General features: G+C 73.4%; 22 protein-coding genes and 1 pseudogene. 14 read left to right on the top strand and 9 right to left on the bottom strand.

What is annotated here, in order from left to right; genetic code table 11:
- Positions 1–244 precede the first annotated feature (244 nt).
- Together AB0950_RS10620 and AB0950_RS10625 are read right to left on the bottom strand one after the other, a co-directional pair.
- Complete coding sequence (locus AB0950_RS10620) at positions 245–883, bottom strand: ATP-binding protein (RefSeq protein ID WP_360146272.1); 639 nt, start codon at positions 881–883, stop codon at positions 245–247.
- 254 nt (positions 884–1,137) lie between these two features.
- Entirely contained in the window at positions 1,138–1,461 is a 324-nt protein-coding gene (locus AB0950_RS10625; RefSeq protein WP_366778316.1) for a hypothetical protein, read from the bottom strand.
- Between the two features lie 306 nt (positions 1,462–1,767).
- Here AB0950_RS10625 and AB0950_RS10630 point away from each other — a divergent pair, with 306 nt between their 5' ends.
- The 8 genes from AB0950_RS10630 (at position 1,768) to AB0950_RS10665 (ending at position 9,264) form a co-directional block, all read left to right on the top strand.
- Complete coding sequence (locus AB0950_RS10630) at positions 1,768–2,892, top strand: PLP-dependent cysteine synthase family protein (protein ID WP_366778317.1); 1,125 nt, start codon at positions 1,768–1,770, stop codon at positions 2,890–2,892.
- 233 nt (positions 2,893–3,125) lie between these two features.
- A complete protein-coding gene (locus AB0950_RS10635) occupies positions 3,126–4,328 on the top strand; it encodes an ATP-binding protein (RefSeq protein ID WP_360146263.1) in 1,203 nt (400 codons plus the stop codon).
- On the top strand, positions 4,325–4,723 hold the full coding sequence (locus AB0950_RS10640) for a roadblock/LC7 domain-containing protein (RefSeq protein WP_360146260.1): 399 nt from the start codon (positions 4,325–4,327) through the stop codon (positions 4,721–4,723). The genes AB0950_RS10635 and AB0950_RS10640 overlap by 4 nt, the downstream gene beginning before the upstream one ends.
- Positions 4,720–5,094, top strand: a complete 375-nt coding sequence (locus tag AB0950_RS10645) for a DUF742 domain-containing protein (protein WP_360146257.1) — start codon at positions 4,720–4,722, stop codon at positions 5,092–5,094. Before AB0950_RS10640 ends, AB0950_RS10645 begins: the two co-directional genes overlap by 4 nt.
- The gene (locus AB0950_RS10650) at positions 5,069–5,671 is read left to right on the top strand and encodes an ATP/GTP-binding protein (protein ID WP_360146254.1); all 603 of its coding nucleotides are present in this window, start codon (positions 5,069–5,071) and stop codon (positions 5,669–5,671) included. The genes AB0950_RS10645 and AB0950_RS10650 overlap by 26 nt, the downstream gene beginning before the upstream one ends.
- A 111-nt stretch (positions 5,672–5,782) precedes the next feature.
- Positions 5,783–7,087, top strand: a complete 1,305-nt coding sequence (locus AB0950_RS10655) for a cytochrome P450 (RefSeq protein WP_360147160.1) — start codon at positions 5,783–5,785, stop codon at positions 7,085–7,087.
- A gap of 126 nt (positions 7,088–7,213) precedes the next feature.
- A complete protein-coding gene (locus tag AB0950_RS10660) occupies positions 7,214–8,476 on the top strand; it encodes a cytochrome P450 (RefSeq protein WP_366778318.1) in 1,263 nt (420 codons plus the stop codon).
- Positions 8,473–9,264, top strand: a complete 792-nt coding sequence (locus AB0950_RS10665) for an enoyl-CoA hydratase/isomerase family protein (protein ID WP_366778319.1) — start codon at positions 8,473–8,475, stop codon at positions 9,262–9,264. The genes AB0950_RS10660 and AB0950_RS10665 overlap by 4 nt, the downstream gene beginning before the upstream one ends.
- A gap of 119 nt (positions 9,265–9,383) precedes the next feature.
- Here the strand turns inward: AB0950_RS10665 and AB0950_RS10670 are convergent, their stop codons facing one another.
- A complete protein-coding gene (locus tag AB0950_RS10670) occupies positions 9,384–10,214 on the bottom strand; it encodes a DeoR/GlpR family DNA-binding transcription regulator (RefSeq protein WP_330341546.1) in 831 nt (276 codons plus the stop codon).
- A 397-nt stretch (positions 10,215–10,611) separates the two neighbouring features.
- On the opposite strand from AB0950_RS10670, the pseudogene AB0950_RS10675 reads away from it, so the two are divergent.
- A pseudogene (locus AB0950_RS10675) lies at positions 10,612–12,845 on the top strand (hypothetical protein).
- An 18-nt stretch (positions 12,846–12,863) separates the two neighbouring features.
- Here the strand turns inward: AB0950_RS10675 and AB0950_RS10680 are convergent.
- The 4 genes from AB0950_RS10680 to AB0950_RS10695 all read right to left on the bottom strand — a co-directional run bounded on the left by AB0950_RS10680 (position 12,864) and on the right by AB0950_RS10695 (position 17,629).
- Entirely contained in the window at positions 12,864–15,302 is a 2,439-nt protein-coding gene (locus AB0950_RS10680; RefSeq protein ID WP_366778320.1) for a right-handed parallel beta-helix repeat-containing protein, read from the bottom strand.
- A 233-nt stretch (positions 15,303–15,535) separates the two neighbouring features.
- Positions 15,536–16,141: a hypothetical protein gene (locus AB0950_RS10685; protein WP_360146239.1), complete on the bottom strand. Its 606-nt coding sequence runs from the start codon at positions 16,139–16,141 to the stop codon at positions 15,536–15,538.
- 186 nt (positions 16,142–16,327) lie between these two features.
- Positions 16,328–17,152 carry an MOSC N-terminal beta barrel domain-containing protein gene (locus AB0950_RS10690; RefSeq protein WP_360146236.1) on the bottom strand — a complete coding sequence of 275 codons (825 nt, stop codon included), beginning with the start codon at positions 17,150–17,152 and terminating at the stop codon, positions 16,328–16,330.
- 42 nt (positions 17,153–17,194) lie between these two features.
- Positions 17,195–17,629: a DUF6643 family protein gene (locus AB0950_RS10695; protein ID WP_360146233.1), complete on the bottom strand. Its 435-nt coding sequence runs from the start codon at positions 17,627–17,629 to the stop codon at positions 17,195–17,197.
- 292 nt (positions 17,630–17,921) lie between these two features.
- Between AB0950_RS10695 and AB0950_RS10700 the strand changes: the two genes are divergently transcribed.
- Complete coding sequence (locus AB0950_RS10700) at positions 17,922–19,256, top strand: TerD family protein (RefSeq protein WP_366778434.1); 1,335 nt, start codon at positions 17,922–17,924, stop codon at positions 19,254–19,256.
- A gap of 6 nt (positions 19,257–19,262) precedes the next feature.
- On the opposite strand, the gene AB0950_RS10705 is transcribed toward AB0950_RS10700, so the two are convergent.
- Complete coding sequence (locus AB0950_RS10705; protein WP_361981020.1) at positions 19,263–20,426, bottom strand: glycosyltransferase; 1,164 nt, start codon at positions 20,424–20,426, stop codon at positions 19,263–19,265.
- A 69-nt stretch (positions 20,427–20,495) separates the two neighbouring features.
- Between AB0950_RS10705 and AB0950_RS10710 the strand changes: the two genes are divergently transcribed.
- Entirely contained in the window at positions 20,496–21,281 is a 786-nt protein-coding gene (locus tag AB0950_RS10710; RefSeq protein WP_360146230.1) for an aspartate/glutamate racemase family protein, read from the top strand.
- 92 nt (positions 21,282–21,373) lie between these two features.
- Positions 21,374–21,919, top strand: coding sequence for a hypothetical protein (locus AB0950_RS10715; protein WP_360146227.1), 546 nt, complete (start codon positions 21,374–21,376; stop codon positions 21,917–21,919).
- 18 nt (positions 21,920–21,937) lie between these two features.
- Here AB0950_RS10715 and AB0950_RS10720 read toward each other — a convergent pair whose 3' ends face one another.
- Complete coding sequence (locus AB0950_RS10720) at positions 21,938–22,909, bottom strand: O-antigen polymerase (RefSeq protein WP_366778321.1); 972 nt, start codon at positions 22,907–22,909, stop codon at positions 21,938–21,940.
- Between the two features lie 363 nt (positions 22,910–23,272).
- Here AB0950_RS10720 and lnt point away from each other — a divergent pair, with 363 nt between their 5' ends.
- Positions 23,273–24,883 (top strand): apolipoprotein N-acyltransferase, encoded by a 1,611-nt coding sequence (lnt, locus tag AB0950_RS10725; RefSeq protein WP_366778322.1) that lies wholly within the window; start codon positions 23,273–23,275, stop codon positions 24,881–24,883.
- A gap of 126 nt (positions 24,884–25,009) precedes the next feature.
- A complete protein-coding gene (locus AB0950_RS10730) occupies positions 25,010–25,489 on the top strand; it encodes an NUDIX domain-containing protein (RefSeq protein WP_360146218.1) in 480 nt (159 codons plus the stop codon).
- Positions 25,490–25,517 lie beyond the last annotated feature (28 nt).

The raw sequence follows: 25,517 nt of genomic DNA on the forward strand, positions 1-25,517 counted from the left end.
GCCCCTGGGGGTTGCCGTGCCGGCGGCTGCGAGTTACCGCTGTCGCTGCGGTCGCCTACTGGGCGGGTGGGTTCTGGTCGTCGCGCGGGTGCGGGTGCGGGTGTGGCTCGTCGCGCAGTTCCCCGCGCCCCTGGGGGGTTGCAGTGCCGGCGCTTGGGGGGCACCGTCGCAAGCTGAGCCCCGCTGCGCCGGGCAGCCCGTTCGTGTCGGCGGGATGCCCGGCGTGGCGTGTCTCACCGCCCGGTCAGCCGGGAACGGCGGACCGGGCGGGAGCCTGGGGGCGGGGGCCGGCGCCGGCCGCGCTTGCCACCGGCGCGGCCGCGGCGGGCGCTTCCGCGGTGAGGGCGACACCGGCGCCGACGGGCGTCCCGACCGGCGCCCGGGCCGCCGTACCGACGCGGACGGGCTCCGGCGCGGCGGGCACCTCGGCGGCACGGCGCGGCGCGTGGGCCGGATACGGCCGTACCACCGCGGGGGCGGGCAGCGTGAACCAGACGACCTTGCCGTGCTCGCCGTCCGGCCGCGCCCCCCAGCTCTCGCTGACCGCCGCCACCATCGCCAGCCCGCGCCCGCACGTGGCCAGCGGGCCGCCGGCCGCCGTGTCCGGGGCGTCGGCCGGCACCGGAAGCCGGGGATCGTTGTCGCGCACCGAGACCGTGAGCCGGTCCGGCGCCAGCTCCAGCTCGACGGTGCACGACTTGTCGGGCCTGGCGTGCCGGTGGACGTTGCTCAGCAGTTCCGTCACACCGAGCGCCGCCCGGTCTATCAACGCGTCCATGTGCCAGTAGCGCAACTGCGCAGATACGATTCTGCGGACCTGGCCGATCCGCGACGGCAGGGCTTGGAGCTCCACCGTGCAGTGCCTGCTTGGGTGACTGATCACGGCTGCGACTCCCCGATGTAGAGGTCCGAGGGACCGGAAGAACACGGAGAACAACGGATCCAGCAGGGTGGCTTGCGTCCAAACGTCCGCCTGCTGTCGTGGCCGGCGGGCTGGTTCGCAGCGTTATCGCCGGTAAACCCAGAGTGACGTGAGACCAGCGTGACGCAGCGGATGCGGTCCCGCAACTCGCCGCGACGGACCGCTGCTCGGAGTCATACGACCGGCGTCCTGCCGAGCGGGCGGCCGTGCCGTCCTCAGCCGCCGCGCCCGGCGGCCCGCCGCACCGCTTCGATGAACCGGCGTGCCGCGGGCGGACCCGGCTCGCCCGGCGCGGGGTCGCGCTCGCCCAGCGTCAGCAGGTACCGCTTGCCGTTGAGGTCGGCGAGTGCCTTGTCGTCCGGCCCGAACCACGGCCGGGACGCGCGCACCGCCTGCACCGGGGCACTGTCGATCTCGGTGCCGTAGCTGGTGAGCAACTCCAGCCTGCCGTCGTTGATCCGGACCTGACCGGCCCGGGTGAGCGAACGCAGCCGCTTGCCGATCCGCACGCCCGTGGCTGTGAACTCCGGCTCCGCCATCCTTGGCCGCCCCCTTGCCCGTGTGCTTCCGCGATCCAGTGTGCGCCCACGGCCGGGACGATCGTCCCGACGCGTGCAGTCTGCCCCGATGAGGCCGGGAGCACCAGTAGACGCGAGGCGCCCGCGCCGCCCGCCCGGAGCACTCCCGCCAATGCGCCCCGATGGTTCGCGCCCCCTGCTCCCCAGGGGTGTCTTTGGGTGGCTGAAAGATGCGTTTATGCAGGTGGGAAGCGGTGTGAAAGATGCCTATGCTCGAGGTGCCGGCCGCGTGAGGCGTCGTCGGCGCCCAGCCGAAGGAGCATCGCCGTGAGCACCACCCACCCGACCCGGACCGGCGCCACCCTCGACGTCGACCGCAGCGACGCCGGCTACCGCGACTGGCTGAAAGAGGCCGTGCGCAAAGTCCAGGCCGACGCCAACCGGTCCGCGGACACGCACCTGCTGCGCTTCCCCCTGCCCGAGCAGTGGGGCATCGACCTCTACCTGAAGGACGAGTCCACCCACCCCACCGGCAGCCTCAAGCACCGCCTCGCCCGCTCCCTGTTCCTCTACGGCCTCTGCAATGGCTGGATCCGCCCCGGCCGCCCGGTCATCGAGGCCTCCAGCGGCTCGACGGCCGTCTCCGAGGCCTACTTCGCCAAGCTGATCGGCGTGCCCTTCATCGCGGTCATGCCGCGCACGACCAGCGCGGAGAAGTGCCGTCTGATCGAGTTCCACGGCGGCCGGTGCCACTTCGTGGACGACTCCCGGAAGATGTACGAGGAGTCCGCCCGCCTCGCGGTGGAGACCGGCGGGCACTACATGGACCAGTTCACCTACGCCGAGCGGGCCACCGACTGGCGCGGGAACAACAACATCGCCGAATCCATCTTCCGCCAGCTGGAGTTGGAGCGGTTCCCGGAGCCGGCCTGGATCGTCGCCACCGCCGGCACCGGCGGCACCTCCGCGACCCTGGCCCGCTATGTGCACTACATGCAGTACGACACCCGGATCTGCGTCGCCGACCCGGAGAACTCCTGTTTCTTCGAGGGCTGGACCACCGGCGATTCGGACGTCACCTGCGCCTGCGGCTCGCGGATCGAGGGCATCGGCCGCCCGCGCATGGAGCCGAGCTTCGTGCCCGGCGCGATCGACCGGATGATGAAGATCCCGGACGCGGCCAGCGTCGCCGCCGTACGGGCCCTGGAGCGGGCCATCGGCCGCAAGGCGGGCGGCTCCACGGGCACCGGGCTGTGGAGCGCGCTGAAGATCGTCGCCGAGATGGTGGCCGAGGGCCGCCGGGGCAGTGTCGTCACCCTGCTGTGCGACCCCGGCGACCGCTACCTCGACAAGTACTACTCCGACGCCTGGCTCGCCGGGCAGGGCCTGGACATCGCGCCGTACGCCGCGGCGATCGAGACCCTGCTGGCCACGGGGGTGTGGCCGGACTGAGCCGGCCCGGCCGTCCGGGAGGCCGGCACCCGACGCCCCGGTGACAGGGGTGTGTGGGTTTGGTGACGTCTCAATTGCGGTTCTGGGCAAGCTCGTTGTGCCTCTGTGACTGATAAGATCATCCCACTTTTCACATGGGCTGACGGCGTGTCACGGACGCGCACGGGGGGACAGTCTCGAAGGCACCATCGCGCTCGCACGCTTTCGGCGCGATGCGACTTGAAGAGAGTCTCATGACGTCATTGACCACGGATCCACTGCTGTGGATCTTGCTGGTGGTGCTCGTCGCTGCGGTCGTCGCAGTGATGCGGGCCCGGAGAACCAACATGGCGCTCCGAAGAACGCGAAAGGAACTGGAGACAGGGCTGGGCGAGGCCCGCGGCGAGGCCGGCCGGCTGCACGCGCACATCGCCGCGCTCACCGCACAGCAGCAGCGCGACCTCGCCGACGTACGGGCCGACGCCGAGGCGGCGACCAAGGCGGTGCTGAAGTCCGCCATGGGCACGCTCCAGTCGCTCGCCGAGGAACAGCAGGTCCTCCTCGACAGCCTGCTGAGGAAGTACGGCGACACCACGGACGTCCTCGCCGACCTGATGACGGTCGACCACACCGGCAGCCAGTTCGGCCGCCGCGCCAAGGGCATCTCCGTGCTGTGCGGCGGATGGCTGGGCAGGCGCGAGGGCGCCGCGACCGTCTACGACGTCGCCCGCAGCGCCCAGGGCAGGATCAAGGACTTCAACCGGGTCAGCGTCCACTCCCAGGTCAACGTCTCGCTCGTCGGCAAGGCGGTCGAGCCGGTGGCCGTCGTACTGGCCGAACTGCTGGACAACGCGACGAACTACAGCGCGCCCGGCACGCCGGTCGAGGTCAACATCCAGAGCGTGCCGACCGGTGTGTGCTTCATCGTGGACGACGCCGGCCTGGGCATGGACCAGGAGACCAAGGACCGGGCGGCGGCACTGCTGTCCGTCGACGGTCCCGTCGACATCACCGGTCTCGGCGATCCGCCGCGGTTCGGCTTCGCCGTGTGCGGCATGCTCGCCGCCCGCTACGGCTTCGCCGTCTCCGTCGGTTCCGTGTCCCCCTACGGCGGAGTGCGTGCAGTGATCCGTGTACCCGAAGGTCTGCTCTCGGCCGACGCTCCTTCCCCCGCGGCCGACGCCCAGGACACCGCGACCCCCGAGGAGGCTCCCCAGCGACTGGCGCCGGTACCGGTCGTCGGCCCCACGCACGTGGTGGGGCAGACCTCGGGAGGTCTGCCCAAACGCCGGCGGCGCAGCGGTCCCGTCACGGTCGTCCCGGCCCTCGACAGCGCCGGCCCGGAACAGACTCCGGAGGCGGTCAGCGAGGTGACGGCGTCGCGGATCGGGGCGTTCGCGCGCGGAACTCAGCTCGGGCGCACCACGAACACCACGGAAGGACCTGACAACCAGTGAACATCGACCTGTCGTGGGTGCTGAACGACGTGCTCGAGGTGCGCGGAGCCCGGCACGCGATCCTCGTCTCGGGAGACGGCCTGCTGCTGCAGCGCTCGGACGACATCGGGCGCGACGACGCCGAGACGAACGCCGCGGCGATGAGCTCGATGCAGTCGCTGAGCCGCGCCGTCGCGGGGTTCGTGGGAGCGGGACACGGGATCTGGAAGCAGACGCTGCTGGAGTACGACGGCGGCTGGATCTTCCTGATCGCGGCCGGCCAGGGCTCCTACCTCGCCGTCTCGGCCGCGCTGGACGTCGACATGGAGGCGATGTCCTTCCGCATGCAGAAGACGGTCGCGGGCCTGAGCAAGGCGATGAGTGTGGCCCCGCGCTCGGACGGTGCGGGCGTATGACGACGCCCGGCGAGGAAGCCTCCGTCACCAGCGAGTTCGTCCGCTCCTACGTCATCACCGGCGGCCGGAGCCTGCCCGCCTCGGACGACCTGGCGCTGCACACCCTGGTCACCCTGGCTCCCGAGCGGACCCCTCCGCTGGGAGCCGGCCCCGAGGTGATGGCGATCTGGAAGCTGTGCTCCGGCGGCTATCTGTCGGTCGCCGAAGTGGCCGGCCACGTGGGACTGCCGGTGGGGGTGGCCCGGCTGCTGCTGACCGACTTATTCGAGCAGGGCCACCTCCTGCGCCGCGCGGAGCCGCCCCGGGCGCAGAACGTTGACAGAGCGACCCTCGAGAAGGTTCTGAATGGACTCCAATCCCTCATCGGCTGAGACGGCCCCTGGATCCATCTACGTCTCCAGCGCGGTGACCAACGCTGCCAAGATCCTGGTCGTCGGCCATTTCGCCGTGGGCAAGACGACCTTCATCGGCTCGCTGTCGGAGATCACCCCGCTGCGCACCGAGGAGAAGATGACACAGGCGTCCCTCCACGTGGACGACCTCAGAGGCGTCGCGGACAAGACCACCACCACCGTGGCGCTGGACTTCGGCCGGCTGACGCTCAGCGACGAACTCGTGCTGTACCTGTTCGGCACTCCGGGACAGCAGCGCTTCATGCAGCTGTGGGAGGACATGGCCCGCGGCGCGCTCGGGGCGCTGCTCCTGGTCGACCCCGGCCGGCTGGAGGAGACCTTCCCCGTCATCGACCTCGTCGAACGGTACGGCCTCGAGTACGCCATCGCCGTCAACAGCTTCGAGCCGGCCACGGTGTACGAGGAGGCGGAGGTGCGGGAGGCCCTGGACCTGCTCCCGGACACCCCCGTCGTCTACTGCGACGCACGCGACCGGCAGTCGTCCGCCCTCGCGCTGATCGCCCTCGTGCGCCACCTGCTCACCCGAGCCGCCTGACACCCCCTATCCGCCCGGACCGTCTCCTCCCGGACCACCGGCCCGGAGCCAGCAGAAGGAACCCCCATGGACCCCCAGTCAGCCCCCGCCACCGCGGCGGCCAGATGCCCCATGCACGACACGGCGTTCGCCGCCGACCCCCAGCAGGTCTACGACCGGTTGCGGGCCCACGGCCCGGCCGGACCGGTCGAGCTCGCCCCCGGCGTCGAGGCCACCCTGGTCGTCGGCCACGAGACGGCCCTGCGCGTGCTGCAGAACTCCACGCTCTTCGCCCGGGACGCCCGCCGCTGGAAGGCGCTGAGCGAGGGGCGTATCCCGCTGGACCACCCGGTGCTGCCGATGATGGCGTACCGGCCCAACTGCCTGTTCACCGACGGCGCCGTGCACCTCAGGCTGCGCAAGGCGGTCACGGACAGCCTGGCCCGGCTCAACATCACCCGGATCCGCCGCGACGTCGAGCCCATCGCCGACTACCTCATCGACCAGTTCAGCGAGCGGGGCCGCGCCGACCTCCTCAACGACTACGCCAAGCTGCTGCCGCTGCTGCTGTTCAACAAGCTCTTCGGCTGCCCTGCGGACATCGGCGACACCCTCACCGGCGCCATGTCGGCGATCTTCGACGGCAAGGACGCCCTGCGCGCCAACGAGGAACTCACCTCCTGCCTCATGGAGTTGATCGCCCTCAAGCGGCGCAGGCCCGGCGACGACGTCACCTCCTGGCTGATCCAGCACCCCGCCGGGCTGACCGACGAGGAGCTCAAGGACCAGCTGGTGATGCTCATGGGCGCCGGCGTGGAACCCGAGCGCAACCTGATCGGCAACGCCCTGCTCCTGCTGCTGTCGCCCGACGCGAGCGGACGCGACTCCGGGATGCTGATCGAGGAGGCGATCGACCACGTGCTGTGGAACCAGACGCCCATCGCCAACTACGCCACCCACTACCCGGTCCAGGACGTGGACCTCGGGGGAGTGGTGGCCGAGGCGGGCACTCCGGTCGTCATCAGCTTCGCCGCCGCCAACACCGATCCGGCCCTGGCCGAGGCCCGCCGCACCCACAGCAAGGGCGCCCACCTGGCCTGGGGAGCCGGTCCGCACGCCTGCCCGGCGAAGGACCCGGCGACGGTCATCGCCGTCACCGCGATCGAGAAGCTCCTCAACGCCCTGCCCGACCTCACCCTGGCCGCCCCCGCGCGGGAGCTTCAGTGGCGGCCGGGCCCGTTCCACCGGGCGCTGGTCGCGCTGCCCGTGGCGTTCAGCCCCACGCCGGCCACCCACATCGCCTCCGCGCTGCAGGGCCGTACCGCCCCCGCCGCGGCGGAGCAGCCGCTGCCCGCGGCGCCGGTCAGCGCCGTCCGTCAGGAACCGGCCAGAAAGAAGGGCTTCTGGAGCAGCTTCCTGGACATCTTCCGCGTTTGATGCGCGACATGTGACGGTTTGTTGGGTGGCATGTGACGGGAGCAACAACAACAGGCGCATGACGACGGAGAGGGGAAGGGTAGATTCCGGCGGTAACGGTAGCGCCCAGCCACAAAGGAGCTTCGCGTGACCGCCGTTGGCGTCATACGTGGTACCACCACCGATCGCCGAGCCGTCATCCCCCTTCTCCGTCACCTCCGTTCAGCCGAAGGACAGGCCGACCCCTTCCCCGTCTGGGACGAACTGCGCGCCCTGGGAGAGGTGGTACCCGCTCCCTGGGGCGGGTACTTCGTCACCGGATTCGATCTCTGCAACCAGATCCTGCGCGGCAGGGACTGGCTCGTACCGGATTTCGCCTGGCAGGAACGCCAGCCCGACCCGACCCGCTGGCAGCATCCGGCGACCCGGGAGATGACGCGCACGCTCTCCCGCCTCAACCCGCCCGAACACACCCTGCGGCGCCGCGCGTTGGGCAACCTCTTCGACCGGGCCACCCTGGAGGACATGCGGCCCCGGATCGAGGACCACGTCACCGGGCTCCTGGACCGCCTGGAGCTGCAGCTGCGCACCCAGGGCGAGGCCGACTTCGTCAGCACGGTCGGCGACCAGCTGCCCATCCACACCGTCGGCCAGTGGCTCGCCATCCCGGCCGAGCACTACCCGCACATCCTGGACTTCACCCACCGCCAGGTCCACGCCCAGGAACTGCTCCCCACCAGCAGCGAACTGGCCGTCTCCGCCCAGGCCACCCTGGAGATGCGGGCCTTCTTCACCGGCCTCATAGCCGACCGGCGCCGCCACCTCGGCGACGACGTCCTCAGCGGCTGGATCCGCTACTGGGACGCCCACTGCCCCGGCGACCGGGCAGCCGCGGACCAGATGCTGTACGACCTGACGATGTTCATCACCATCGCCTCCCTGGAGACCACCGCGACCCTGCTCACCAACGCGGTGTGGTTACTCACCCAGGACCCGGTGCGCGCCGACTGGCTGCGCCGGCACCCCGAGCACATCGACGACGCGGTCGACGAGACGCTGCGCTACGACCCGCCGATCCACCTCAACTCCCGCTTCGCCGCCGAGGACACCGTCCTCGCCGGAGTCCCCGTCCCCAAGGACACCACGGTCCACGTCCTGTACGGCGCCGCCAACCACGACCCGCGCCGCAACCCGGACCCCCACGTCTTCGACATCCGCCGCAAGGGCGCCCACCTCACCTTCGGCGGCGGCGTCCACTACTGCCTCGGCTCGGGCCTGGCCCGCCTGGAGGCCCAACTGCTGCTGACCCAGCTGCTGGAACGGTTCCCCACCCTGCGGCCGATCGCCGCCCCCACCTACGCGAGCCGCATGGTGTTCCGGCGCATCACCTCCCTGAAAGTGACGACATGACCGCCCTCCCCCTCGACACCCTCCCGGCCGGCACCGTACGGCGGACCCTGCGGACCCACCGGGAGGGCCCCGTCCTCACCGTCGAGCTGAACACCCCCGAGCAGGGCAACACCGTCACCGACGCCCTGCTGGACGATCTCCTGGCGGTTCTCCAGGACCAGGATCCGGCCGTCCGGGTGCTGGTCCTCACCGGCAGCGGCGACGACTTCTGCCTCGGCGGGGACCGCGGCGAGTTCACCCGGCACCTCGCCCACGACCCCACGGGCAGCGGCATCCGCTTCTCGGGGACCAAGGCCCGGCGCGTGTGCGAGGCCCTGACCGGCAACCCCGCCGTCACCATCGCCCGCGTCCACGGCAAGGCCGTCGGGGCGGGCGTCGCCCTCGCGCTCGCCTGCGACCTGCGGGTCGGCTCCGAGGACGCCACCTTCCGGCTGCCCGAACTCGCCCTCGGGCTGCCGACCGCCTGGGGCGGCCTGCTGCCCCGGCTCATCAGCGAGGTCGGCGCGGCCCGGGTCCGCGAGATCGTCCTCACGGGCCGGGTCGTCACCGCGGCGGAGGCCCAGTCCCTGTCCCTGCTGCAGAAGGTCGTCCCCGCCCACGAACTCGACGCGGCCGTCGCCGAGTGGGCCAGGCCCGTCGTGCGCCGCCCGCAGGCGGCCCTGCGCGTCACCAAGGCGCTGCTCAACTCGCTGTCCGCGGCCTCGCGCCTGGCCGACGTCTCCGTACTGGACCCGGAACTGATGGCGGCGGTCGTGTCCGAGGCGCACCACGCCCGCGGCACCACCTGATCAGCGCCTCACCGGGCGCCTGATCTCCCGCCGGTGGCCCCGGCGAGCAGCCCTCGGCGAGCGACGCAACCCCCATGTGGCGCTCGGCAGTTGCACGACCGGCCGTGACTGACGGGCGCTCAGATGTCCGTGTCGTCTTCCCCGGGCTCGCCCGCCACGATCACCCGCAGATGCTCGGAGATCTCCGCGCGGGCCTCCGCGGGCAGCCCCGCATCCGTCACCAGCGTGTCCACCTGCTCCAGCGCGGCGAACGAACTCAGGCCCACCGTGCCCCACTTGGTGTGGTCGGCGACCACCACGACCCGGCGCGCGGAGTGCACCAGGCGCCGGTTCGTCTCCGCCTCGGCGAGGTTCGGCGTGGACAGCCCGGCCTCCACCGATATGCCGTGCACACCGAGGAACAGCAGATCGAAGTGGAGGGCGGCGATCGCCTGGTCGGCCACCGGACCCACCAGCGAGTCCGACGGCGTGCGCACCCCGCCGGTCAGCACCACCGTGGCCGCGCCCTGCCGCTGGCCGGAGGTGCGCTGCGCGGCGTGGAAGACGTCCGCGACCCGCACCGAGTTCGTCACCACGGTCAGATCGGGGACCTCCAGCAGCTGCTGGGCGAGCGCGTACGTCGTCGTACCGCCGGACAGGGCGATCGCCGTGCCCGGGGTGACCAGCTTGGCCGCGGCGCGCGCGATGTCCTCCTTGGCGGTCAGCTCCAGACCCGACTTGGCCTCGAAACCGGGCTCGTGCGTGCTGGCCTCGACCACCGGCACCGCGCCGCCGTGCACCTTCTCCAGCACGCCCTGGCGGGCGAGGGCGTCCAGGTCGCGCCGCACGGTCATGTCCGACACGCCGAGCTTGCGGGTCAGTTCGTTGACCCGCACACCGCCCCGGCGCCGGACCTCGTCCAGGATCAGTGCGCGGCGCTGCTCGGCGAGGAGGTTCTGATTCTCGCTCACGTACGCTCCGGTCCTTTCGCCGCCATCCGTCCGACACGCCCGGCACACCGCCTCCGACCAGGACATTCCGGCCGGCCCCAGGTGCGCGGGCGTCTCATCTTTTCACGGGTCGGCACCGGTTGCGCCACTGCCTGTCACGATGCGCTCATGCCATATCCGCCACGGCCGCCGTCACCCGGATCGGGGAGATTCCGTGACGAGGGGTGTGGACCGCCTTCCGGCCGGAGATCCTGAAGCCCGCGTCGACACGGTTTTCCGGGCGCTTCACGGGGGTGCGAGCACAGTGGACCGCGCACGGGAACACTCCGGCGAGCGGCGGACCGGCCAGGGCCCGGCGGCGGCGGAGGCCGAGCTGGAACTGCTGGTGCACGGGGTGGGCGGGACCACTCCCGACAAGATGCTGGGCGATCCGCGCACCGTCCGGGTGAGCGGGGACGACACCGCCGCCGTCTGCCGGCGCGCCGAGGACGCCGAGGCCGGGGAGGGGCGCCGCGAGGGGCCCGTCCAGGAGGCGTACGTCTGGTGCAACCTCACCTCGGGGGACAGCAGCCGTGCCCTGTGGCTGTTGCTCCTGCCGTTCATGGTGGTCAACCTCGCCCACTGGATGCGCCCCGCGCCGGCCGGGCGGCAGCGCGCCGTCCGCCTCTACGGCCTCCTCGTCCGGCCAGCCGCCCTCACCCTGACCGTGCTGCTGGTCGCCGCCGCCTGCGAGGTGGCCCTGGACCTGGTGGCCTGGCAGTGCGCCGGCGTGCGGAGCTGCGCCCGGCGCCACTCCTGGCTGGCCTTCCTCACGCCCCCGGCACCGGCGGCCCCCGGCGGCTGGTGGAGCCTGCCCGGCCGCCGGCTGGCGCTCGCCGGCTGGCGCTCGCCGCGCTGGCGCCGACCACGCTGACGCTGCTGCTCTGGTACCTCTCCCGGCGGACCTGGAGTGCGTACGAGTCCCACCGGCCGATGACCCACGACGTCGAACCGGACACCGACGGCAGCGCGCTGACCAGGCCCGGCTTCTGGTACGGCCGCCGGCTCGTGGCCCGGCTGCGCGCCGCCCACACCGCCGTGGCCCTGCTGACCGTCGCCGCCGCCCTCGCCACCCCGGCCGTCCGCTTCGACCTCCGGCCCGGCGGCCCGGCCGCCCTCGACGTCCTCGGCGGGCTGCTCACCGCGGCCCTGCCGGCCTGGGCGGCGACAGCCGTGGGCGTCGCCTGCCGCCGGGGCCGCACCGAGCACCGCCTCGACCAGCGGTTCGACCGGCACCTCGTACGCCTGCTGCCGCTCGGCGCGCTCGCCCTGCTGCTGCTCACCGCGGTCTACGCCGGCTGGGCCCGGCCCGGCTGGCGGTCCACCGGCCGCCTCCCGGGCGACCCCGCGTTCGGCGCGCTGATGCTGGCCCAGGGCCTGCTGGTCGTCGCACTCGCCGTGGTGGCCCGAACCCTGTACCGCGGCGGCCCCGACCCGCGGACCGGGATGCGCGGCCTCGGCGGACCGGCCGTCGCCCTGCTCGCCTGCGCCCTGGGCGGCGTGATGTCCGGCGGGGTCGCCCAGCGCGTCGCCGACTGGCTGGACGGCACCCGCACCCTGCTCCCCGGCCCGCCCGTCCTGCTGACCTGGCAGGCGTCCACCATCCCGCCGGTCCTCGCGGTCCTGCTGCTCCTCGCCGCCCGGCTCGCCGCCGGCGCCGCCCGGCTGGCCCGCGCCGAACGCCGCCGGATCCGCCACGAGCATCCCGGCGAACCCGAGGACCCGGCCCGCACCCGCGCCATCGCCCACGCCCGCGCCATGGCCACCCTCACCGACCGGGCGCCCCTGGTCGTCGGCGTGCTCGCCGGCACCACCCTGCTGCTCGGAGGAGTGGCGCTGGCCGGCGCGCTGGCCACCGGGCAGACACCCGACGGGGCCGCCCGCCGCACCTATGACGCCGTGCGGGCCGTCGCCGAGACCTCGCAGGCACTGGGCTCCTGGCTGGTCGGCCTCGGCTTCATACTCTTCGTGACCTGGGGCGGGCAGGCGCGCCTACAAGGACGCCGCGGCGCGGCGCACCATCGGCATCCTCTGGGACGTCGGCACCTTCTGGCCGCGCGCCGCGCACCCCTTCGCACCGCCGTGCTACGCCGAGCGCGCGGTACCGGACCTCACCTGGCGCATCGCCACCTGGACCCAGCGCACCGGGGGCCGCCTGGTGCTCTCCGGACACTCCCAGGGCAGTGTGCTGGCCGCGGCCGCCGCCTGGCAGCTGCCGCCGTCCGTCCGCGGCCGCATCGCGCTGCTGACCTACGGCTCCCCGCTGGAACGCCTCTACGGCCGCTGGTTCCCGGCCCACTTCGGACCGCCCGCGCTCGCCGCGCTGCACCGCGACGTCGCCTGCTCAACCTCTGGCGCACCACGGACCCCATCGGCGGCCCCGTCCGCCTCGCCGACGGCACCACCCCCGGGGTCGACCACGGCCCCCTGCGCGACCCCCTCGCCTACGGCCGCACGCCCGAACACCCCCTCCCGGCGCCCGTCCTCGGCCACTCCGACTACCAGGCGGACCCGGCCTTCGCCCGCGTACGAGCCCGCCTGCTGAACCGGCTGCGCCCGGAACTCCCGGCGCCGCGCCCGGAATCCAAGGAGCGGCGCGCCGACGCCGGCTAGGTGCCTACCGGCGGCCGCTCAGGGCAGTTCCGGGAGGTCCTCCGCGAACAGCAGGGTCAGGTCGTCGGTGCTGGGGTCCGCCAGCTGGGCGACCCGGCTCGCGTGCCGCTCCACCATCGCCTCGAACGTCTGGCGGGCGGTGCGGCCGTTGCCGAACGCCGGGCCCTTCGGGATGGCCGTGAAGTACTTCAGCAGCGCCTCGGCCGTGCCCGGCGCCAGCCGGTACTCGTGCTCGTCGGCCTGTTGCTCCACGATCCGCAGCAGCTCCTCGGGGCCGTAGTCGCCGAAGGTGATGGTGCGGGAGAAGCGGGAGGCGACACCGGGGTTGACGGACAGGAAGCGCTCCATCTCCGCCGTGTAGCCGGCGACGATCACCACCACCGCGTCCCGGTGGTCCTCCATCAGCTTCACCAGCGTGTCGATGGCCTCCTTGCCGAAGTCCCGCCCGGCGTCCTCCGGCGACAGCGCGTAGGCCTCGTCGATGAACAGCACACCGCCGCGCGCCTTCTCGAAGGCTTCCTGGGTGCGGATCGCCGTGGAACCGATGTGCTCGCCGACCAGGTCCACCCGGGACACCTCCACCAGGTGCCCCTTCTCCAGCACACCGAGGGAGGCGAGGATCTCGCCGTAGAGCCGGGCGACCGTGGTCTTGCCGGTGCCGGGGGAGCCGGTGAACACCAGATGCCGCTTCACCGAGGCCGCCTTCAGCCCGGCCTGCTGCCGGCGCCGGCCCACCTCGATCATGTCGGTCAGCGCCCGCACCTCGCGCTTGACGCTCTCCAGGCCCACCAGCGCGTCGAGTTCCCCGAGCACGTCCTTCGACGTCCGCACCGGCTTGTCCGGCTCGGCGGCGGTGACCAGCGGTTCCTGCTCCGTGCTGCGCTGCCCCGGGATCGTGCCGAGCAGACCGGGGGAGTGCGCCATCGTCTGTACGGCGCTCTCGCGGACCGCGGGCGGCCGCATGCCCGCGCTCTCGTCGCTGGTGCAGTCCTCCACGACGGGCCCCGTCCCGGACCCGCCGTCCGGGCCGGCGTCGGCGAACTCGTAACCCCCGCGCGCGCAGCGCTCGGTACGGCACCGGCGCAGCGTCGCCCGGCAGCCGTCGATCACATGGAAGCCGTAGCCTCCACTGCCGCTGACCCGGCAGTTGAGGAAGCTGCCGCGGCCGCCCGCGGAGACGTAGAAACCGGCCTCGGCCGGGGAGTCGACCGTGCACTGCTCGATGACCGGGTCGGCGCCCTTGGTGACGATGACGCCCGTCTGGGTGCCGTCCAGGGTGCAGTTGTTGAGCGTGCCGCCGCTGCCGTGGTCGCGGAACCACGCCCCGGTCGCCGCCTCCCGGATCCGGCAGTCGTCGAGCTGCGCGGTCGCCCCGTCGCTCACCGACACCGCCGTGTTGCGCACCTGCGACAGATCGCTGTCCACGACGTCCGCGCGGGAGCCGCGGTCCAGCACGAACAGGGCGTCCGGCACGTCGTGCACCCGGCAGGAGTCGAGGACGGCGGTGGCCCCGTCGCTGACCCACACCGCCGGATAGTCGCCGGTGCTGTCGAAGATCTCGCACTGGTTGGCGTCCACCCGGGTGCCCGGATCCCACACCGACAGGCCGTTGCGCCCGAACTGACGCACCGTCGTCCGCGTGAGCGTGAGCACCGAGCGGGAGCGCAGGTCGACCGCGTTCTCGGGGATGTCGTGGATGCGGCAGTCGGCGAGCGTGAGCACCGCGTCCGTGTCCAGGGTGACGCCGTCGGCCGTGGTGCGGTGCACATCGCAGTCGGTCAGATGCGCGGTCGCCCGCTGGCTGACCTGCGCGCCGGAGCCGCGGACCTCGTAGATCTCGCAACCCACCGCCTCCAGCGCGGAGTTCTCGCCGGTCACGGTCATCCCGGTGCCCGAGGCGTGGTGCACCCGGCAGCGCTCCAGACGCGGGTGCGCACCGCCCCGTACCGCCACGCCCGCCTGTCCGGCCGCGACGACCTCGCACTCCTCGAACACCCCGCCCCCGCCGTCGAGTACGGCGATGCCGATGCCGGCCGGGTTGTCGACGGTGCAGCGGCGCACGGTTGGCCGGGCGCCGCCGCGCACCTCGATGCCCGCCGCGGACCGGGTGACGATCCGCACGTCCATCAGCTCGGGCGTGCCCTCCTCGACGAGCAGTGCGGGCGCCGCCGCATCCTGGCCCTCCACGTGCACGTCCTGCACCACGGCCGCGGCGCGCACGGTGAGCGGCACGCCGGCCTCCGGAGCGATCCGCACCGAGCCGGGCGAGCCCTCGGGCCCGCGCAGCGTCACCGCCCGCTCGACCACGAGGTTCTCCCGGTAGGTGCCCGGGGCGATGGTGAGGACGTCACCGTCGGCGGCGGCCTCCAGGGCGGCGGCGAGGGATGCGTACTCGCCTGTGCGGCGCCGCCACCGCGACGTACCGGTGTGCGTCACCTGGACCGTGCCCTGTGCCATGGCGTTGCTGTGCCCCCACCTCGTCGTACTGATGGCTCGCTCCCTCAGGGGACCTGCCCGCCGGCACCGGGAACCGCGACCGTGCTCAGCCCTGGGGCTGGTGCGCGTTCACGCTCCCGAAAACCTGGGCGCGGCCCTGCGGTTCGCTCACCCGCGGGTTGTCGCCGAAAGCGCTTCGGCCGGTCCACCGTAGCGTGTGCGTGCGGGGTGGGTTGACCGGAGGCGGAAGGCGGTCAGCAGCCGGTGCCCGCCTTGCCCCAGTCCGGGCCTGCGCGCTCCCAGGCCTGGTCCCAGCGTGCGTACCGCCTGCGGACCATCCGCCAGACCGTCAGCCGCCTGCCGCCCTCGACCAGGCCCGCGGCCAGCAGGGCCGCGCCGATCCCGGCGAGCACCGCGTGGGTCGTGGCGGTGGGGGAGTCCAGCGGGCGGGCCGTTATTCGTCCGTGCGGGTCCGTCCAGATCCTGAAGTGGTCGCCGGCGTGCGGGGACTTCAGGTCCGCCAGGGCCCGGCCGTGCCGGTGGGTGCCGTCCGGCGCCGTCCAGGCGGCGAGGACACGGCTGCGGGTCTCGCGGGCCGTCGTGGTGTCGGGATCGGTGTCCAGCGGGGCCTCGCCCAGGTCGCGTACCACCGTGGCCGTGACGAGATGGCGGGTGTGCCGCTGCTCGCGCACGGACCGCTGCAGCGAGTCCTGGGCGGCGGCGCCGGCCAGGCAGCCGGCCACGGGCGCGGCCACGGCCATCAGCACCAGCGCCACGAGGGCCACCCACGCCTCGGCCAGATCGGTCGCGCGGCGCAGCGGATTGCGCCGCCAGCGCCACAGACCACTGATCACCCGCATGTCCCCACCCCCTTTCGCTCCGTCATATCCCCCGGCGCGGAAGCGCATCCGCGGCCTGGAGCAAGAGAGAGCGACATCACTTCCACCGCGCTCGGTCACGCACGCGGCTTCTCACGAATCTCTCATCCGCATCAACGACCGGAACCCGGCCCCGGTTCCCCGCCCGCCGGGCCCTTTTGCCGTGCGCTAGTCGAGCACCCGGACGGGGTCCCCGATCCTGATCGTGCCGCGTGAGAGGGGCACGAGGTTCTGGCCGAAGAGGAGCCTGGAGCCGACGTTGCGGTGACGCGCCAGGGTGCGCAGCGGCTCCCGGCCGCGTGCGGCGGTGTCCTGGTCGGTGGTGGTGACGACACAGCGCCCGCTCGGCTTCGCGACGCGGAAGAGGACCGCGCCGACGGAGATCCGCGACCAGTGGTCCTCGGCCCAGGCCTCGGTGCCGGAGACGACGACGTTGGGCCGGAAGCGGTTCATCGGCAGCGGACCCTCGTGCGCGTGCGGGCCCTCGGCGATCAGGGAGTTCAGCGCGTCGAGGGAGGCGGTCGTGGTGACCAGCAGGGGGTAGCCGTCGGCGAAGCTCACCGTCTCGCCGGGCAGGGCGTACTCGGGGTCGACCGGGCGGCGGGTGGCCGGATCGTCGAGGTGGACCAGGCGGACGTCCGCCTCCAGATAGGCACTGCACCAGGCGTGCGCGGCGTCGGCGGCCGGCACCGCCTCGACCTTCGTGCCGAACACGTTCACCGGCACCGTCCCGGCCGGCTCGGGCACCGGCACCGTCAACGGCGCGCGGCCGGGCGCGGACAGACGGACGCCGCCGCCGGGCCCGGGCTCGGCGGCGGCCAGCGCGAGCCGCGGCTGCTCGCGCTGGGTGACGACCTTTCCCCCGTCGTCGATCAGTGTCCAGCGCCGGTCGCCGGCCAGGCCCCAGGGCTCCACCACGGCCTGCCGGGGTGCGACACCCCGGAATGCCTTGACCGGATGGACGTGGATCGACTGCACTTCGGCGTTTCCCATGCCGTCATCGTGCCAGCGGGCGCTGACGGCGGCATGCGCCGGTCAGTAGCCGCGGTACTGCTGCTGGTTGTTGTACGGGTCCTGATAGGGCGTCGGCGCGGGCCTCGGCGCGGCCGGGCGCATGGCCTCGTAACCCGTGGCCATCGGACGCTGCTGCTGCGGCGCCTGCGGGCCGGGGTAACCCCGCGGGGCGCTCGCCTGCTGCGGGATGTACGCCGTCGGCGCCTGCTGCAGCGGCGCCGGCTGTGGCGTATGCGGGTAGCCGTAGGCGGGGGCCTGCGGGGAGGGACCCGCCGGGAGGGCGGGCAGGGCCGACGACAGTGCGGGCAGGCTGCTGCCCGTGTCATAGGCGGCGGGGACCCGGATCGGGGCGATCTGCGGGGTACCGCGCTCGGCGACGAGCGAGTCGTAGATCGGGGTGTCCGGGAAGGAGGCGGAGTAGTAGCCGCCACCATAAGTGGAGCGGGGGGAGGTCATGGCACATAAGTTAAGCCCACGATGTGCTCGTTGGGGAGACCGATAAGAGGGTTGTTTTCCGTGTCCGCAGTGACGTGGGATCCCCAATCCGAGCGAACTTGGCAAAAAGGGACGGCGGCCCGCGTTTAAATCATGTAAAGGGCGACTTCCTCCGGGGTTACCGCCGGCCGACCGGCGATCTTCCGGCGCCGGAGCATGGGAGTTCGCCGTGGGCGCGCATAGGTTGTGCGGGTAGGGATGACCTGGACGACCGACGGCCGCGAAGCCGATACGGATGGGGGCGGACATGTCCATGATGAAGGGGGCGAACACGCCGGTGCCGAGCACGGCGCTGCGCGTGGAGCTGGGGTGGCGCTCCGGACCGGGCGTGCCCGACGCGGACGCCTCGGCGCTGCTGCTCGCCACCGGAAAGGTGCGCTCCGACGACGACTTCGTCTTCTACAACCAGCCCGCCCACCCCTCCGGCGCGGCGCGCCACGAGGGGAAGAGGACGGCCGGCGCGGCCGTCACCGACACCCTCGTCGTCGACCTCGCGCGCGTGGAGGGCGCCATCGAGCGGATCGTCCTCGCCGCCTCCGCCGACGGCGGGACCTTCGGACAGGTCCCCGGCCTCTACATCGAGGTGACGGACGCCGCGAGCGGCCGGCCGGTCGCCCGCTTCGACAGCCCCGGCGCGACCGTGGAGACGGCGTTCGTGCTCGGCGAGCTCTACCGCCGTCAGGGCGCCTGGAAGTTCCGCGCCGTCGGCCAGGGCTACAGCAGCGGACTCGAAGGCCTGGCAACGGACTTCGGCATCACCGTGGACGAGCCCCAGCACGCGGCGCCGCCCGCCGCACCGCCCCGGGTGGCGCCGCCCCCGCCCCCGGCGGCCCCCGCACCCCCGCCGCCTCCCGCACCGGCAAGTCTGACGCCGCCCCCGGCTCCCGCGAGCGCCCCCGCACCGCCTCCGCCGCCCGTGCCGAGCGCCCCCGTGCCGCCTCCGGCGCCCCAGCCCGTCCGCCTGTCCAAGGTCACCCTCACGAAGACGGCGCCGTCCGTCTCGCTCGCCAAGCAGGGCGGCACGTCCGGAGCCATGCGGGTCAACCTCAACTGGCAGACGCGCAAGCATCTTTCCGGGTGGGGCAGCCGGTGGGGAGGCGGCGGCCGCGGAGAGATCGACCTCGACCTGTGCGCCCTGTACGAACTCGCCGACGGCCGCAAAGGCGTCGTACAGGCCCTCGGCAACGCCTTCGGATCGCTGCACCGGCCGCCGTACATCCACCTCGACGGCGACGACCGCACCGGCGCCCTCGCGAGCGGCGAGAACCTCACCGTCAACCTCGACCACAAGCAGGACTTCCGGCGCATCCTCGTCTTCGTCACCATCTACGAGGGCGCCGACTCCTTCGCCGACCTGCATGCCACCGTCACCCTGCAGCCGCAGCACGGCGCCGCGATCGACTTCTCGCTCGACGAGTGCACCGTCCCCTCCACGGTGTGCGCGCTCGCGCTGATCACCAACACGGGCGGCGACCTCCTCGTGCAGCGCGAGGCGCGGTACCTGGTGCCGCAGCGCGGAGTCAGTCCGCAGCGGACCGTCGACCGCGCCTACGGCTGGGGCATGAACTGGACGCCCGGCCGCAAGTGACCGGGCTCAGCCCTCGTCGGGCACGGCGCCGGGACGCGCGTACGTGCGGCCCTTCCACGCCGCCCCGCGGCCCCGGTAGTGCTGCACGGCCGAGTCGACCGTCATCAGCAGGTACAGCAGGGCGGTGAACGGCAGCAGCGGGGCGAGCCACAGCGGCTGCCGGTAGTAGCGCAGCATCGGCACGTACGTCCCGGTCATCACGGCCCACGCCGCGCCGCCCGCGGCCGCCGTCGCCGGGGAGCCGCCCGCCACCCCCACGACCAGCGCGGCGGGCGGCACCAGGTACACCAGCGCCAGCCCGGCGACCGTGCCGAGGAGCAGCAGCGGGTTGTGCCGCAACTGGGCGTAGGCGCTGCGCGAGACCATCCGCCACAGGTCGTGCAGCCGCGGATACGGCCGCACGCTGTCCACCCGGTCGGCCAGCCCCAGCCAGATGTGTCCTCCGGCGCCCTTGACCGCGCGCGCGAGGGCCACGTCGTCGATCACGGCGTGCCGGATGGAGTCGGGGATGCGGGCCTTCTCGGCCGCTCCGGCGCGCAGCAGGACGCAGCCGCCCGCCGCCGCGGCCGTACGCGAGCCCCTGCGGCCGATCCGGCGGAAGGGGTACAGCTGCGCGAAGAAGTACACGAACGCCGGGACCACCAGCCGCTCCCAGACGCTCTCCACCCGCAGCCGGGCCATCTGCGACACGACGTCGAAACCCCCGGCGTGGGCCGCCGCCACCAGCGCGCGCAGGCTGTCCGGCGCGTGCGCGATGTCGGCGTCCGTCAGCAGCAGGTACTCGGGGTCACGCGCGCGTGCCAGGCCGATGCCGTGCCGCACGGCCCACAGCTTGCCCGTCCAGCCCGCCGGCGGCTCGCCCGGCGAGTCCACGGTCAGCGGCAGGCCGCCGTGCCGCCGGGCCAGCTCGCGGGCCAGCTCCCCGGTGCCGTCGGTGCTGCCGTCGTCCACCAGGAAGACCTCGGCCCGCCCCGGATAGTCCTGCGCCAGCAGCGACGGCAGGCTGGCGGGCAGCACGGCCGCCTCGTCCCGGGCCGGTACGACCACGCAGACGGACGGCCACGCGTCCGGTTCCCGGCGCGGCGGCAGCCGCACGTCCGTGCGCCAGAAGAAGCCCTGGCACAGCAGCAGCCAGCACCAGGCGGCCAGCGATACGACGGTGATCCACATCAGGGCGCTCACGCCCGCAGTCTGCCCCACCCGAGCGGCGGGCAAGGCCCGATCGTCTATCGTGGCCGGGTGAAGATCGCGCTCATGGACTCCGGAATCGGCCTGCTCCCCGCGGCCGCCGCGGTACGTCGGCTGCGGCCCGACGCGGAGCTGGTGCTCTCCTGGGACCCGGACGGGATGCCCTGGGGGCCGCGCACCCCCGAGGACATCACCCAGCGGGCCCTCGCCGTGTGCGAGGCCGCCGCCGCCCACGGCCCCGATGTCCTGATCGTCGCCTGCAACACCGCCTCCGTGCACGCCCTGTCGGTGCTGCGGGCCCGTTTCGAACCGGAGCTGCCGATCATCGGCACCGTCCCGGCGATCAAGCCGGCCGCCGCGGGCGGCGGGCACGTGGCGATCTGGGCCACCCCCGCCACCACCGGCAGCGCCTACCAGCGGAACCTGATCGAGCAGTTCGCCGCCGGCGTCGACGTCACCGAGGTGCCCTGCCCGGGACTCGCGGACGCGGTGCACCACGCGGACGACGCCGCGATCGACGCCGCGATCGCCGCGGCCGCCGCCCGCACCCCGGAGGACGTGACCACCGTCGTCCTCGGCTGCACCAACTACGAGCTGGTCGGCGAGCGCATCCGGGCCGCCGTCCAGCGCCCCGGCCGTCCGCCGCTCGCCCTGCACGGCTCCGCCGGAGCGGTGGCCGCGCAGGCCCTGCGCAGGATCGGCGCCGAGGCGGACCCGGACGCCGCCCCCGGCGCCGGGCTCACGGTGCTGCTCAGCGGCCGCGAGGCCACCCTCCCGGACACGGCGCTGTCCTATGCGGAAGGCCGTTTCCTGCAGGCGGTCAGCCCCGTCCGCTGACCCGTGGCCGGCGGGCCGGCCCTGGCCCACCCGGGGCAGTCACCCTCCGCGACGCACTACCCGCGCAGCGAAACCTGAGTAACCTCATAACCATGAGGGACCACCCCCACGCCGAGGACGGCCGGCCCCCCGAGATCTGGACCGGGCGCGCCACGAACCGGGTCCAGTGGCTGCTGGCGCTGGTCGGCGCGGCCTGCATGGCACTGGGTGTCGAACTGGCCGTGGACTCCGCCTGGACCTCCGGCATCGCCGCGCTCGCGATGTCCGTCGTCGGCTGCATCGCCGCCGGTCTGCTGGTCCTCTTCGGCACGCTCGCCTTCGTGCACGTCGACCTCAGACTCGACAAGGAGTGCGTGGAAGTGCGCTGCGGCCACATAGGGCTGCCGCGCCGCCGCATCCCGCTCTCCCATGTGGCCGGCGCCGACTTCACCGCCCTCGTCACCCCCCGGCACTGGGGCGGCTGGGGCTACCGGTGGCGCCCCGAGAAGGGCACCGCCGTCGTGGTGCGGCGCGGAGAGGGCATCGTGCTGCGCCTGTGGGACGGCCACACCTTCACGATCACCGTGGACAACGCCGAGGCGGCGGTACGGGCCATCCGGGACCGGCTGCGCACGATCACTCCCGGTCCGGCCCACTGAGGCCGCGCCGGTCACTGCTCAGAGCCGGGGCTCGGCGCCCCGGTGCGCCCACGGCCGCGCCGTCGCCCACCCGGCCAGCAGCCCGGCGCCCACGGTCACCGTGGTGAAGCTGAGCGCGTCGCTCACCGCCGCGAACGCAGCGAGCGCGGTCAGGGCGGCGCCGGCGGTCAGGACGACCGGTGTGGAGCGGGGCGAGCGCCACAGCGCGTGCAGCACCCAGCAGAACACGGCGACGCACAGCAGCACCCCGACGACGCCCTGCTCGGCCGCGAGCTGCAGCAGGGCCGAGTGCGGCCTGCCGTCGGCGGACAGCGCGGGCGGCGCCGTACCGGCCAGTTCGCCGAACCGTCCCGGACCGACGCCGAGGCCCCGGTCGCGGCCGGCCAGCCGCAGGCCGTCCTGCCACAGCGCCACCCGGTGGGCGCCCAGCCGGTCCTCCAGCAGCCGGGCGAGGCCGCCCGGCAGCAGGCGCGCGGCGAGCGCCCAGGCCGTGCCGGCCGTCAGGGCCGCCACCGTGGCCAGACCCAGCAGCCACACGCCCCGCCGGGACGCCCGACCGGCGGCGAGCGAACACAGCAGTACGGCCGCACTGGCCGCGCAGCCGGCCGGCGACCCGAGCACGGCCCCGGCCGGCACGATCGCGACGGCCGGCAGCCGCAGCACCAGCCTCAGTTCCGGTACGAGCGTGGCCCAGGCGGCACCGCACACGGCGCCCGTGGCCAGCGCCAGAAGGGCCGCCGTGCCACCGGCGTGGCCGAGCGGGGCGGTGTACCGGGCGCCCACGGACAGACCGGGCAGCGCCACGGCCAGCGTCACTCCGGCCGCCGCGCCGGCGCAGGGCGCGGCCACCGGCAGCAGTGCGCCGGACACCCGGCCGACGGCGTGACCGGCGGCCACGGCGAGCACCGCGAGCAGCACGCCCTCGGGCCGTCCGTCGTGCACCGCCGCGGTGATCAGCGACCAGCCGGCGCAGGCGCCGAGCAGGATCATGCCCGCCCCGTCAGAAACGTTTCGCCTGACGTCGGCCGCGTCCGCGTCCACACCGGACGCGGGCCTCGTCCCCGTCGACCCCACCACTGCCCCTCGTCCCCGGTCCCCGACCCCTGTCCTCAGGCCACGGCCGGGCATGGCGCCGGATCCGGCCGCACCGCCGAGGCTGGGCACACCGTAGCGGCTGATGACCGCTTTGGGCACGAGATGCGGCGGAACGTCGTGGGGGAACGCCCGGCGCCGCACCGGCTCCCCGGCCGGTCGCGGAGCGCGCCGACCAGCGGCGGACCAGCGCCGACGCCGCCGGTCCGGCCCGCGAACCGCGCTGTCGGCGGCTCGGGAAGCCGCCGTACACTCACCCGGGTGACCGTCACCGCAACTTCCGTGGACCAGCCGGATCAGCTTCAGCCGTCCCCCGCGCCCCGCGGGTTCCGCGGCTGGCTGCTCCGCCTGGTCCCGGCCGCCGCCTCCGCGCTGTGCGGAGTGCTGCTCTACGTCAGCTTCCCGCCGCGCACCCTGTGGTGGCTGGCGCTGCCCGCCTTCGCCGGCTTCGGCTGGGTGCTGCGCGGCCGTGGCTGGAAGGCCGCCCTGGGCCTCGGCTATCTGTTCGGGCTCGGCTTCCTGCTGCCGCTGCTGGTGTGGACCGGCGTCGAGGTCGGTCCCGGTCCCTGGCTCGCCCTCGTCGCCATCGAGGCGGTCTTCGTCGCCCTGGTCGGCGTCGGCGTCGCCGCCGTCTCCCGGCTGCCGGCCTGGCCGGTGTGGGCGGCCGCCGTCTGGATCGCGGGCGAGGCGGTACGCGCGCGCGTGCCCTTCCGCGGCTTCCCCTGGGGCAAGATCGCGTTCGGGCAGGCGGACGGCGTCTTCCTCCCGCTCGCCGCGGTGGGCGGCACGCCCGTGCTCGGCTTCGCCGTCGTGCTGTGCGGATTCGGTCTGTACGAGGCCGGGCGGCTGCTCGCAAAGCGGCGCCGGACCCGAACCCTGCGGCGCGCAGCGGCGGCCGCCGCGCTGCTGAGCGTGGCCGTCCCGGTCGCGGGCGCCGTCGCCGCCCGGCCGCTGGTGAGCGACAAGGCACAGGACGGCACCCGGACCGTCGCGGTCATCCAGGGCAACGTGCCCCGCTCCGGTCTGGAGTTCAGCGCCCAGCGGCGCGCCGTGCTCGACCACCACGTGCGCGAGACGCTGCGGCTCGCCGCCGACATCAAGGCGGGCAAGACCCCGAGGCCCGACTACGTGCTGTGGCCGGAGAACTCCTCCGACATCGACCCCTTCGCCAATCCCGACGCGGCCGCCGTCATCAACGAGGCCGCCAGGGCCGTCGGCGTGCCCATCTCGGTAGGCGCCGTCGTGGAGCGGGACGGCAGGCTGCTCAACGAGCAGATCCTGTGGGACCCGGCCAAGGGGCCGACGCAGACCTACGACAAGCGGCAGATCCAGCCCTTCGGCGAGTACCTGCCGCTGCGCGGGCTCGTCGGCGCGATCAACAAGAACTGGACCGGCATGGTCCGCCAGGACTTCAGCCGCGGCAGCACGCCCGGCGTGTTCGACATCGACGGCGCCAAGGTGGGCCTCGCCACCTGCTACGAAGCCGCCTTCGACTGGGACGTGCGGGACACCGTCACCCACGGCGCGGAGATGATCTCCGTGCCGAGCAACAACGCGACCTTCGACCGCAGCGAGATGACCTACCAGCAGCTCGCCATGTCCCGGATCCGCGCGGTCGAGCACAGCCGCACCGTCACCGTGCCGGTCACCAGCGGCGTCAGCGCGATCATCATGCCGGACGGGAGGATCACCCAGAGGACCGGCATGTTCGTGCCCGCCTATCTCGAGCAGAAGGTGCCGCTGCGCACGTCCAGGACGCCCGCGACCGATCTGGGCGTCCTCCCCGAGATCGCTCTGGTGCTCGTCGCCGCGGGCGGCGTCGGCTGGGCGATCGGCTCGGGGCTGCGCCGCCGGCGTACCGAGGGCGCGTAGCGGTACGACCCTGATCGCAGCGCCGGGTGGCGTGCGGCCGTACGGCCCGCGTACACCCGCTGAACCGGCGCGTACGCCCCGGGAACTGCCCCGGGAGGGCGGGCCCGGCCGGTTAGGGTCGGGCCCATGGCTACTCCTGACTTCATCCGCACGCTGAGGGCCACCGCGGGTCAGCAGCTGCTCTGGCTCCCCGGGATCACCGCGATCGTCTTCGACGACGAGGGCAGAGTGCTCCTGGGGCGGCGGGCCGACACCCGCAAGTGGTCGGTGATCGGGGGGATCCCGGAGCCCGGCGAGCAGCCCGCGGCCTGTGCCGTGCGGGAGGTCTACGAGGAGACGGCGGTGCGGTGCGTCGCCGAGCGGGTCGTCCTCGTACAGGCCCTGGAGCCGGTCACGTATCCCAACGGCGACCAGTGCCAGTACATGGACATCACCTTCCGCTGCCGCGCGGTGGGCGGCGAGGCCCGGGTCAACGACGACGAGTCCCTGGAAGTGGCCTGGTTCGACGTGGACGCGCTGCCCGAGCTCCATGAGTTCGGCCGCTTCCGGATCAAGCAGGCCATGTCGGACGCACCCACATGGTTTGACACTACGGCTGCCGACTGAAGTATGGGTGGCCACCACATGTGGTGAC

Source organism: Streptomyces sp. NPDC007189 (assembly GCF_040703635.1).
Lineage (GTDB): Bacteria > Actinomycetota > Actinomycetes > Streptomycetales > Streptomycetaceae > Streptomyces.

Excerpts from the sequence above, each read along its gene's own strand:
- AB0950_RS10625 (WP_366778316.1), bottom strand. The coding sequence starts at position 1,461 with ATGGCGGAGCCGGAGTTCACAGCCACGGGCGTGCGGATCGGCAAGCGG.
- AB0950_RS10635 (WP_360146263.1), top strand. The coding sequence starts at position 3,126 with ATGACGTCATTGACCACGGATCCACTGCTGTGGATCTTGCTGGTGGTG.
- AB0950_RS10645 (WP_360146257.1), top strand. The coding sequence starts at position 4,720 with ATGACGACGCCCGGCGAGGAAGCCTCCGTCACCAGCGAGTTCGTCCGC.
- AB0950_RS10650 (WP_360146254.1), top strand. The coding sequence starts at position 5,069 with ATGGACTCCAATCCCTCATCGGCTGAGACGGCCCCTGGATCCATCTAC.
- AB0950_RS10655 (WP_360147160.1), top strand. The coding sequence starts at position 5,783 with ATGCACGACACGGCGTTCGCCGCCGACCCCCAGCAGGTCTACGACCGG.
- AB0950_RS10665 (WP_366778319.1), top strand. The coding sequence starts at position 8,473 with ATGACCGCCCTCCCCCTCGACACCCTCCCGGCCGGCACCGTACGGCGG.
- AB0950_RS10680 (WP_366778320.1), bottom strand. The coding sequence starts at position 15,302 with ATGGCACAGGGCACGGTCCAGGTGACGCACACCGGTACGTCGCGGTGG.
- AB0950_RS10685 (WP_360146239.1), bottom strand. The coding sequence starts at position 16,141 with ATGCGGGTGATCAGTGGTCTGTGGCGCTGGCGGCGCAATCCGCTGCGC.
- AB0950_RS10690 (WP_360146236.1), bottom strand. The coding sequence starts at position 17,152 with ATGGGAAACGCCGAAGTGCAGTCGATCCACGTCCATCCGGTCAAGGCA.
- AB0950_RS10695 (WP_360146233.1), bottom strand. The coding sequence starts at position 17,629 with ATGACCTCCCCCCGCTCCACTTATGGTGGCGGCTACTACTCCGCCTCC.
- AB0950_RS10700 (WP_366778434.1), top strand. The coding sequence starts at position 17,922 with ATGATGAAGGGGGCGAACACGCCGGTGCCGAGCACGGCGCTGCGCGTG.
- AB0950_RS10705 (WP_361981020.1), bottom strand. The coding sequence starts at position 20,426 with ATGTGGATCACCGTCGTATCGCTGGCCGCCTGGTGCTGGCTGCTGCTG.
- AB0950_RS10715 (WP_360146227.1), top strand. The coding sequence starts at position 21,374 with ATGAGGGACCACCCCCACGCCGAGGACGGCCGGCCCCCCGAGATCTGG.
- AB0950_RS10720 (WP_366778321.1), bottom strand. The coding sequence starts at position 22,909 with ATGATCCTGCTCGGCGCCTGCGCCGGCTGGTCGCTGATCACCGCGGCG.
- AB0950_RS10730 (WP_360146218.1), top strand. The coding sequence starts at position 25,010 with ATGGCTACTCCTGACTTCATCCGCACGCTGAGGGCCACCGCGGGTCAG.